At 68.5% G+C, this 10,574-nt stretch carries 8 protein-coding genes; 3 read left to right on the forward strand and 5 right to left on the reverse strand.

Features of this window, described 5'->3' with window-relative positions; all coding sequences use genetic code 11:
* Nucleotides 1–302: 302 nt before the first annotated feature.
* On the forward strand, nt 303–1,316 hold the full coding sequence (locus MHN80_RS25450) for an IS110 family transposase (RefSeq protein ID WP_239404114.1): 1,014 nt from the start codon (nt 303–305) through the stop codon (nt 1,314–1,316).
* Between the two features lie 259 nt (nt 1,317–1,575).
* Here MHN80_RS25450 and MHN80_RS25455 read toward each other — a convergent pair whose 3' ends face one another.
* The 4 genes from MHN80_RS25455 to MHN80_RS25470 are packed head-to-tail and all read right to left on the reverse strand — an operon-like array spanning nt 1,576 to nt 6,837.
* Complete coding sequence (locus MHN80_RS25455) at nt 1,576–3,276, reverse strand: ABC transporter ATP-binding protein (protein WP_239404115.1); 1,701 nt, start codon at nt 3,274–3,276, stop codon at nt 1,576–1,578.
* The gene (locus MHN80_RS25460) at nt 3,273–4,184 is read right to left on the reverse strand and encodes an ABC transporter permease (RefSeq protein WP_101820423.1); all 912 of its coding nucleotides are present in this window, start codon (nt 4,182–4,184) and stop codon (nt 3,273–3,275) included. The genes MHN80_RS25455 and MHN80_RS25460 overlap by 4 nt, the downstream gene beginning before the upstream one ends.
* Nucleotides 4,181–5,176, reverse strand: coding sequence for an ABC transporter permease (locus tag MHN80_RS25465; protein WP_239404116.1), 996 nt, complete (start codon nt 5,174–5,176; stop codon nt 4,181–4,183). Before MHN80_RS25465 ends, MHN80_RS25460 begins: the two co-directional genes overlap by 4 nt.
* Nucleotides 5,173–6,837, reverse strand: a complete 1,665-nt coding sequence (locus MHN80_RS25470; protein ID WP_239404117.1) for an ABC transporter substrate-binding protein — start codon at nt 6,835–6,837, stop codon at nt 5,173–5,175. The genes MHN80_RS25465 and MHN80_RS25470 overlap by 4 nt, the downstream gene beginning before the upstream one ends.
* A 234-nt stretch (nt 6,838–7,071) precedes the next feature.
* Here MHN80_RS25470 and MHN80_RS25475 point away from each other — a divergent pair, with 234 nt between their 5' ends.
* The gene (locus MHN80_RS25475; RefSeq protein ID WP_239404119.1) at nt 7,072–8,442 is read left to right on the forward strand and encodes an LLM class flavin-dependent oxidoreductase; all 1,371 of its coding nucleotides are present in this window, start codon (nt 7,072–7,074) and stop codon (nt 8,440–8,442) included.
* On the forward strand, nt 8,439–9,641 hold the full coding sequence (locus MHN80_RS25480) for an acyl-CoA dehydrogenase family protein (RefSeq protein WP_239404120.1): 1,203 nt from the start codon (nt 8,439–8,441) through the stop codon (nt 9,639–9,641). Before MHN80_RS25475 ends, MHN80_RS25480 begins: the two co-directional genes overlap by 4 nt.
* 86 nt (nt 9,642–9,727) lie before the next feature.
* Here MHN80_RS25480 and MHN80_RS25845 read toward each other — a convergent pair whose 3' ends face one another.
* Complete coding sequence (locus MHN80_RS25845; RefSeq protein ID WP_239404121.1) at nt 9,728–10,135, reverse strand: DUF4190 domain-containing protein; 408 nt, start codon at nt 10,133–10,135, stop codon at nt 9,728–9,730.
* Nucleotides 10,136–10,574 lie beyond the last annotated feature (439 nt).

Below are 10,574 nucleotides of genomic sequence, written 5' to 3' on the forward strand. Positions count from 1 at the left end.
CGCGGCAACGAGAAAACGAAGAAGGAAATCATCCGATGCCTCAAACGCTACGTCGCCCGCGAACTCTACAAAGCCTTCACCACCGACCTCGGAGCGCTTGACAATCTATAGGACCATCTCGTCGCTAACGCTCCTCGCACCTAGTAATAGCTGGAAGGGCTGGTAACTGGGACATCCTCCTGATGTGGTCGTAAGGGCTTGGTTATCCCAACCACAAAAGGAGGATGTCAATGTCTAAGGCTAGTCGTTTGAGTCGGGGAGACAAGCGCCGTAACGATCGGTTGAGTCGGTTCCGGGGCATCGTGCGCCGCGACTATGCGGTGGTAGCGATCGATCTGGCCGCGACCAAGCAAGTCGTCGCTGTTGTCGATCACGACTCCCGCATTCTGGTGCGCAGGACCTTTCGGTGCGCGCCGCGGCAGTTGGCTACTGCGATCGAGTGGAGCCGTACCGCCGCTACTGCTGCCGGGTTTGTCGGCATCGTCATCGCGTGTGAACCGACCGGGCATCGCTGGAAGACAGTGCGAGACCTTACTGCTGCGGTCGGCGTGCAGATGGTGTGCGTGCAGCCGATCGCGGTGGCGCGGGCTCGGGAGACCGAAGACTTCACCCACGACAAATCCGACGACAAAGACGCCCTGCTGATCGCCAGGTTGACCACCCAACTCCACATCTATCTGCCCGAACACGCTGATGAGCAGTCGACTCGGCTGCGTCACCTCGGTGTGCGCCGATCCCAGCAACTCACCCGTCGCGGTGCAGCGCAGCAACAAGTCCGCGACCTGCTCGAGGGTGCCTGGCCTAACGCTCTGGATTGCGCCGGACAGCCCTTCAGATCGGTGACCTGGCTGGCCGCGATGACCGTCATTGGGTGCACCCCGGCAACGTTGACCGCCCTGGGCGGGCGCGAGCAGGCCGTGGCGTGGTTGCGTGATCAGGTGCGCGCCGAGCTGCCCTCCTGGGGTGGGCGGCGGGTCACCACCCGCATCCTGGTCGCGGTCGTCGATGCCGCCTTCGCCACGCAGACCATCGGCGAGGCCGGTGCGCTGGAACGGGCCCGCTACGCCCTGGCCGACTTTCACCACGCCCGCACCGCCTGCGAGGAGGTCGAGGCGGCCATGATCGAGGTCCTCACCGGCCTGGGCCTGCACCAACTGGCCGGATCCCGACATCGCTGCCGGCCGTACCCGACCCGCCGAAAGGACCGCCGCCTGACCCCTAAACCCTCCGACCGGGACAAGCTCGCTGCTCCTTGGGCACAAAACCCGACCCTGAGCCTGAGCAGTCCCACCCCGGCGCGAACCAAGCTCGAATGAAGGCTGTTGAGTACCAACCCGTTTGAACGCTAGGTAGAGCACGCGCCAGGCACGACCCCGGCCGACGAACCACCCCATTTCCGATCCCGCAGCCACCACGGCCGCCGGGCCACACCCCCACGCCCACACTCACCACAGGACCCCATTGACACAAACCTTCATAGGCTGCTCAGGGAGCAATGGTTGTGTCGTTCTTTCGGATTAGGGGGCGTGTTAGGTGGGCGCCGGCTCGCTTCTAGGTATCTGCGGCCCTTTTGGATCAGGGAGCGGGGGCGATCCGCGGGACCGCGGCGAGCAGTTCGCGGGTGTAGGGGTGCTGCGGATCGTCGAAAACCGCGTCCGCCGAACCGTACTCGACGATCTCACCGGCACGCATCACCGCGATGTCGTCGCTCACGTGGTGGATGACGCCCAGGTCGTGCGAGATGAACACCAGCGCGACACCGGTTTCCGCCTGCAGACGCGCCAGGAGGTCGAGGATCCGTGCCTGGATGGACACGTCGAGGGCCGACACCGGCTCGTCGCACACGATGACGGCGGGACGCGGTGCGAGCGCACGGGCGATCGCGACGCGCTGGCGCTGTCCGCCCGACAGTCGCGAGGGGTGCCGGTGCCGGTACTCCGTGGGCAGCCCGACCTGGTCGAGGAGTTCGGTGATCCGGTGGTCGAGATCTGCGCTGCGCACGCCGGTCACCCGCAGGGCGTCGGCCAGGATGCGGTCGACGGTCCATCGCGGGTCGAACGAACTGAGCGGGTCCTGGTAGATCACCGAGATCAGGTGGCGCGACGCGCGGCGCCGGGCCTCGGAGAGTCCGGACCACGCCGCGCCGTTCAATTCGACCGTGCCGGAATCGGGTTCGGTGAGCCCGAGGATGATCCGTGCGGTGGTGGTCTTGCCCGAACCCGACTCGCCGACGATGCCGAGGGTACGACCGGGCGCGAGGTCGAAGCTCACCCCGGCCACGGCGGGGCGGGCAGTGATCGCCTTGCCCCTGATCGCCGGATTGCCGAACGACTTGTGCAGGTCGCGAACACGGAGTGCGAGTGGCTGGTCGGGCGTCGGTGTCACCGAAGTGGCGAGCTGCTCACCGCTGACGAGCGACGTGCCCTTGGACGCGCGGGAGGGGATCGCGTCGATGAGACCTCGGGTGTACGCGTGCTGCGGGGCGGTCAGCACCTCCCGTGCGTTGCCGTACTCGACGATCTCGCCGTCGCGCATCACGGCCACCCGGTCGGCCAGGCGTGACACGACGGCCAGATCATGCGAGATGAGGATGATGCCGTTGCCACGCGACTTGGCCTCGGCCAGCACGTCGAGGATCTGGGCCTGGACCGTGGCGTCGAGTGCCGTCGTCGGCTCGTCGGCGATGAGGAGTTTCGGGTCCTGGGCGATCGCCGATGCGATGAGAGCACGCTGGCGGAGTCCGCCGGAGAGCTCGTGCGGACGCTGACGCGCTCGTACCCGCGGTTCGGGAACGCCCACGAGGCCGAGCAGCTCGACGACGCGTTCCTCGCGGAGCGCACGACCGAGCCGTGCCGGGGTCCGACGACCGATGCTGCCGTGCGCGGTCAGCGACTCGGCGATCTCGCTGCCCACCGTGCGCAGTTGATCCAGCGACACCAGGGCATCCTGGAGGACGAATCCGATCTCGCGGCCTCGGATGGCGCGCCACTCGCGGTCGACCAGGCCGCGCAGATCACGCCCGCCGAACGCGAGGGCGGTGGCGTCGATCTCGGCGCCCGAACCGGTGAGTCCGATGAGGGTGCGCGCGGTGACGGACTTGCCGGAACCGGATTCGCCGACGATCGCCAGGCACTGGCCGGCAGAAACCGAGAACGACACGCCCTTGACGACCTGGCGGCCGGCGAACGAGACGCGGAGGTCGCGCACCTCGGCCAGCGGTGCGTCGGTGCGGTCGACGCGGACGGAGGCCATCGCCTCTCGGGTGACGACGGTCATCGGCGGTCTCCTTCCAGGCGTGCGCCGAGGTGACGGCCCACGGTCGTGAATGCCAGTGCCACCGCGACGATGACGAGACCGGGGAAGATCTCCAGCCACCAGGCCACGGTGATGTAGGTGCGTCCGGCGTCGAGCAGTGCGCCCCACTCAGGTGCGGGTGGTGGTACGCCGAGTCCGAGATAGGCCAGTCCCGACGCCCAGATGATGGCCTGTCCCACTCCCAGCGTCACGGTCACGATCATCGGGCGGAGCGCGTTGGGTGCGATGTGCTGCAGCAGGATTCGACGGCGAGGGTGCCCCAGGGCGGTCGCCGCCTCGATGTAGGGCGCAGTCCGGACGGCGAGCACCTGACCGCGCACGATGCGGGCATACCCCGGGGCGATGCCGATACCGATCGCCAGGATGAGGGTCACCTGTCCGGGCCCGAAGACCGAGGTCAGGAGGAGACCGAGAAGCACGATGGGGAAGGCGAACATCACCTCGATCCAGCGATTGGCCAGCGCCTGGGCTACGCGCCCTGACAGCCCCGCGGCGATGCCGAGCAACACCGCCAGGACCGACGCGAGTGCGACCGCGCCGAGCCCGATGATCAGCGATTGCCGGGTGCCGGCGATGACGCGACTCAGCAGGTCTCGTCCCGACAGATCGGTGCCGAACGGGTGTGCCCAGCTGGGCGGTTGCAGGGTGGCGTCCAGGTCGACGGCGAGCGGGTCGTAGGGAGCGAGCAGGTTGGGCGCCACCGCGGCCACGAGCAACAGAGCCAGCACCACGAGTGCGGCGATCACCGCCGCTGGTGGCCACGAGCGACGTGGCTGGTCGTCCTGACCGCGAGGCGTGCCGGTGGTGGACCTGCGAACCGCGGAGAGCGCGTTCGTCAGTGCGGGGCGGACCGGATTGGTGAGGGTCATGGGACCTCGATCCTGGGGTCGATGACGGTGTAGAGGAAGTCCACGACGAGGTTGGCGATCGTGTAGACGAGCGCGACGAACAGAACGATGCCACTCACCAGCGGGACGTCACGCGAACTGGCCGCCGCGACCAGCGTCTGACCGATACCCGCTCGCGCGAACACGGTTTCGGCGATGACCGCACCGGACAGCAGCGCGCCCATGGCCCAGCCCGAGACCGTCACCGCGGGAAGGACGGAGTGTCGCAACACATGTCGATACCGGACCGACAGATCGCCGAGTCCGCGACTGCGGGCGGTGAGCACGAAGGGCTGGTCCAGTGCGCGGGCGAACTCGTCCCGGGCGATCTGGCCGAGGAAGCCCGACAGCGGGATCGCCAGGGTGAGCACGGGCAGGACGAGTCCCCACAGGCCCGTTCCGCTCTCGACGGGAAACCAGCCGAGGTTGATCGCGAACACCACCAGGAGGATCGATCCCACCCAGTACTGCGGCAGCCCGGCGCTGACGGTCTCGATCAGGGACCCGGCCGAGCCCCAGGGTCCACGGCGGCCTGCCGTGAGCGTGGTGAGGACGAGGACGAAGAGCCACGCGACGACCAGGGCGGTGAGGGTGAGGACGAGCGTGGGTCCGATCTGGTCGGCGATGATCTCGGTCACCGGCTGCTGCAGCTGGAACGAGATGCCGAGATCGCCGCGCAGCAGACCGCCGAGATAGTCCAGATACTGCGACCACACCGACTCGTCGAAGCCGTACTCCGCGTTGACCGGAGCGAGTTCGTCCGGCGTGCGCTCCCGGCTCTCGCCAGACGAGAGGTTGAGGAGCAGCGTCGCGCGGTCGCCGGGAGCGAGCACCTGAAGCAGGAAGGTGATGGAGGCGGCGGCCCACAGCACGAAGACGGCCGAACCGATCTTGCCCGCCCACCGGGTCAGGCCCCGCGGGGGGACCACCTGGCGTCGGGCCGCGGTCACGGCCGGGTCGTCGACCAGGGTCATCGCACGAACCTCGCATCCGCGAACACCGGTTCGCCTTGTGATTTCTCGACCCACACCCCGTGGAGGCGTGGTGATACCGCCAACGACGTTGTCTGCGTGTACAACCCGATCGAGAGCGCGTTGTCACCGATGAGGCGCTGGGCGTCGCGGTAGAACCCCCGGGCCTGTGCCGGATCCGGGGAGGCGTTGCCCTGCTCGATGAGGGTCTGCAGACGCGGGTCGTTGTAGTACGCGGTGTTGTGCGGGTTGGGGCTGTCCGGGAGTCGCTGACGCCAGTTGATGTACAGCAGGCCCGGGGTCGGGCTCGTCCAGTAGCCGACGTAGGCGTCGTAGGTCGGTGCCTTGGCGTACTGCCCGCCGAAATACGCGCTCTGGGTGGCGGGGACGAGCTGGATGTCGAAGCCCACGTCACGCGCCTGTCGAGCCACCGCCTGCAGGATCGCGGCACCCTCGGGTCCGACGATCGCGTCGGCGGCGTACACGACGCGCGCGGTCAGGCGTCGTCCGTCCTTCGTGCGGATGCCGTCGTCGTCGCGACCGGTCCAACCCGCGTCGTCCAACAGGGCAGCGGCCGCCTCCGGGTCGTGCGGGTAGTTCCCGGCCTCCGGGTCGTAGTCCGGGGTGCTCTGACTGAGCGCGCCGTTGGCGTTGTAGGGGACCACGCCGAGAAACGCCGTCTCGACGGCTTTGCGACGGTCGGCCGAGTAGGCGAACGCCTGCCGTACCCGGACGTCGTCGAACGGCGCGTGGTCGACGTTGAGGGTGATGGCATTCGGGCGCCCCGGCGTCACGTAGCGGCTCACCTGATACCGGCTGGTCGCGTCCGCCCAGTTGATGGCCGGCACGTTGTAGATGACATCGGAGGAGTCGCTGCGCAGCGATCCGTAGCGGAGGACCGGGTCCTTGAGGAACTTCCAGATCAGCTTGTCCACGTACGCCGGACCCTGGTTCTCCGCGTTCGCCGGGGGAGAGTTGTACTTCGGGTTGCGCACGAAGGTGATGCTGCGATTGCGGTCCCAGCGTTCGATGATGAACGGGCCGGACCCGACCGGGCTGGTGCAGTTCGCCTTCGGACCACGCGCCAGCGCGGTAGGCGACTGGATTCCGAAGTAGCCCTGCGTCAGCACGGTGAGGAGCGGGGTGTACGCCGACGTGAGGTTCATCCGGTAGGTCAGCGGCCCGACGACCTCGTCGGACTCGAAGTACTTGCCGATGTAGGACACCACCGTGCCGTTGGGCTTGTCCGGGTTCAGATACGACGCGAAGGTGGCACGGACGGCCTCGGCGTCGAGCGGTGTGCCGTCGCTGAATTCGACACCGGGCTTCAGATGGAAGGTGTACGAGCGCCCGTCGGCGGAGATGTCCCAGCGGGTGGCCAGCCACGGCACCACTCGTCCCGAGTCGTCCAGCGACACCAGGTTGTCGAGGTATTGCCGTGCCAGATAGGCGTTTTGAACCCACCCACCGTGCACGCAGGGTGGTTCCTGCTCGTGGCCGTAGGAGATGGTCCCGCCCGAGACGTACTGGCCCGGCGCGGCGGGGACCCCCGTCGACTCGCCGTCACCGGTGCGCGGCTGGGCACATCCCGCCAGTAACGCCACGCAGGTCAGGGCGACCCCGGCCGCGGGCAGCAGGCGGGATCGCCGCGATCGTCGCGGCACAGGACTTCGTCGCAGCACAGAACTTCTCCTCGGGCAGCACAGATGGCGGCGGACGCGGCTCGAGGTCGTGGGACACGACAGCGGGAGCCCGGCGTCGGGACGGGAATCACCACAACCTAGGGGCTCCGGACGGTGTCGGGCACCCCTTGGGGCCACCGTGATCCGAAGTCGCCGGACGCGCGGCGTCGTCCGTAACGTCGCGCTGAGTCCGACGCCTCGTGATCAGGAGCAGCCATGTCCGCGCCCCCCTTGAACTTCGCCGCCTTCGTCATGAACACGACATCGCACATCCTGCACGGAGCGTGGCGGGCGCCGGAGGCGCAGCAACACCGCTTCAACGATCTCGACCACTGGATCGGCCTCGCAAAACTGCTGGAGGAGGCCCGGTTCGACTTCATCTTCTTCGCCGACGTGGTCGGACTGTACGACGACTATCAGGGGGACTGGAAGAAGTTCGTCGACTCCGGCCTGCAGATCCCGAGCAACGACCCGCTCGTGCTGGCCTCCGCGATCGCCTCGCACACAGAGCATCTCGGCATCGCGATCACGAGTTCGATCCTGCAGGAGCACCCGTTCGACTTCGCCCGCAAGATCTCCACCCTCGATCACCTGAGCAAGGGCCGGATCGCGTGGAACATCGTCACGAGTCTGTCCGACAACGCCTGGCGCAACTTCGGATACGACGGGATCACCAAACACGACGACCGCTACGCATGGGCCGACGAGTACGTCGACGTCGCGTACAAGTTGTGGGAGGGTTCCTGGGACGAGGGCGCGCTGATCCAGGACAAGACGGGCGGTCTCCACGGAGACTATGACCGCGTCCACAAGATCAACCATGTCGGTGAGCACTACCGGGTCGAGGGACCTCATCTCGTGTCGCCGTCCCCGCAGCGGACCCCGGTGCTGTTCCAGGCCGGTTCCTCGCCGGCCGGACGACGTTTCGCGGCCCGCAACGCCGAGGCGCAGTTCATCCTCTCGCCGTCTCCCGACGCCGCGCGCACGCTGATCGCCGACACCCGGCGCCTCGCGGCCGAGGCCGGCCGGCAACCGACGGATCTCCAGTTCTTCCAGGGACTCTCGTTCGTGATCGGGAGTACCGAGGAGGAAGCGACGCGCAAGTCCCGCGAACTCGACGAGCTCATCGACCCGAGCACGATCATCGCCCACTCGGCGGGCGGCATCGGCGTGGATCTCGGACATTACGACCTCGACACCCCGATCGGGCAGATCCACACGGAGGGTTCCCAGAGCTTCCTGCTGTGGCTTCGCGAGGCCGTGCCCGACCGCGAACCGACCGTGCGCGATCTCGCCCAGTTGCGCAGCCGGACAGGCCGGGTCGTCGGGACACCGGACCAGATCGCCGACCGCCTCGAGCAGTGGCGTGACGCCGGGGTGGGTGGCATCAACGTCATCAACGCGACCATCCCCGGCAGCTACGTCGACTTCGCCGACCACGTCCTACCCGTTCTCCGCGAGCGCGGTCTGGCGAAGCGGGAGTATGCCGAGGGAACCTCACGTGCCAAACTCAGCGGCCACGACCGGCTTCCGGAGTCGCACCCCGCCGCACGCCATCGCGGCGCGTTCGCGAAGGTGCCGGCATGACCGCACCCGCGCGGGTCGTGACCGACCGGAACGAGATCCTCGCCGAGATCGCGGCCGGGTCGGCCGAGCGCGAGCGCCAGGGCCGGGACCCCCGCGAAGCCGTGGCGCTCCTCCGACGGTCGAGGTTGACCGCGCTGTCACTCGACACACAGTCCGGAGGTGCCGGGGCCGGAAGTGTCGAACTCTTCGAGTTCATCATCGACCTCGCCCGCGCCGACCCGATCGCCGCGCACATCCTGCGCGCTCACTACTGGTTCGTCGAGCAGATCGAACGCCTCCCCGTCGGACCGGTGCGGAGCCGGTGGAGCGAGCGGATCGCCGCGGGCGCCATCGTCGGCAACGCGTCCAGTGAACGCGGTGTCGCCGCCGGGTCGCGCCAGTACGCGACTCAACTCGTCTCCGACGGTGACGGCTGGCGGCTGCGTGGCGAGAAGTTCTACAGCACCGGAACGGCTTTCGCGGACTACGTCACGGTCCTCGCCATCGTCCCGGACGCCCTGCGCGCGCGGCTGGTGAAAGTGGTCGTCCCGGTCGACCGCGACGGGGTGAGCGTCGTCGACGACTGGGACGGGATCGGGCAGCATCGGACGGGCACCGGTTCGACGTTGTTCGACGATGTCCGCGTCACCTCGGACGACGTCCTGGAGTTCGTCGAACTCGATGATTCCACTCCGCCCGCCGCCAACGACGGCCCGTTCCTGCAGCTGTTCCTACAGGCACTTATCGCCGGCATCCTCCTGGCCGCCTCGGATGATGCGGTCGCACTGCTGAACTCACGCGCACGGACCTTCGAGCACGCGCCGTCGCCCGAGCCACGGCAGGATCCGATCCTGCTGGAGCGGATCGGTGAGATCGACGCCGCCGCACATGTGGCACGGGACGCGGTCCTGAGTGCGGCGCGGCAGGTCGAGACCGCGAACGCATTGGCGCGACGCGGCGTCATCGACGTCGAGCAGTTCGCGCAGGCGTCCCTCGCCGCCGCGCGCGTCAAGGTGCACGTCGATCGCATCGCCCTCCCGGCGGCGGCGGCCGTCTTCGACGTGGGTGGTGCCTCGTCGGCGAGCCGTAGCCGCAACCTCGACCGGCACTGGCGCAACATCCGGACCATCACCCTGCACAACCCGACGTCGTACAAGGCCGTCGCCATCGGGGATCTCCGCGTGAACGACACCCCGTTGCCGGGCAACGGGTACTTCTGATCGCGAGACCCGCCGGCAGCTCACCGAGGGCGCCCGGAGCTCGCACTTCCGGGGCGGAGGGTTGATTCCCTGCTCGTCGGCCGGCGTCAGGCGACGAACAGGATCCAGCCGTAGACGATCAGCCCGAACACGAAGACCCCCAGGTAGGCCCAGCCGACCCAGATCGCGGCGGTGGCGAAGGGCAGACCGATCTCGCGACGCTGCCGGATCTGCGTGCGCGCTCGGTAACCCAGGACGAGTCCCACGATGAAGGTGATCCCGAGGATCGACAATGCCAAGGCCCACAACGCCATCCGATTGACACGCGGACCGGCACCGGACTGGGGAGCCACGCTGTCCTCCGAACTACTGGTGGGATGTGCTGCTGCTGAATAGGCCTGGGTTTCCTGGCGGTCGGCGACCGGAGGCGTGCTCACCGCGCCGGGACTGTCGACGACGCGGGTGTCCGACGCCGGATCCTCGGACTGATCGACGAATCCGCCAGCTGCTCCCACCACCTGCGTGGTGCGGTTGTCCCGGGAGACATCCGGGCCGGGGGAGTCGGGGCGCTCGCCTGGCGCAGCACCTGGACGGGTGCCGGCAAACGGCGGACGTGATCCGTCGAGGGACCGATTGCCCTGTGGCGGAACGCCTTTGGCGAGTGGTGGCGCTCCGGGAATCGGGCGCCGGCCGGGCGGGGGTCGATGCCCGGGTGGCCCGGCCGGCATCGGCGGGCGTTGGCCCGGACCGGCGGGGCTGCCACCCGGCCTCGGTCCCGCGGGGTTGGCTCCCGCACCGGGCGCGTTGGGTGTCGGCCCGGGACCGGTCGGCCCCGGTCGTTGCGGTCCCGGCGCGGGTGGGCGCGGTCCGGCGGGACCTGCCGTCGGCCCCGGGGTGTCGCCGCGCGGCGGTGCCGGTCGTTGGCCCGGAGGTGGGCCGGGGCGGGTTTGCGGG

The organism is Gordonia sp. McavH-238-E, assembly GCF_022348225.1.
In the GTDB taxonomy this organism is placed as follows: domain Bacteria; phylum Actinomycetota; class Actinomycetes; order Mycobacteriales; family Mycobacteriaceae; genus Gordonia; species Gordonia terrae.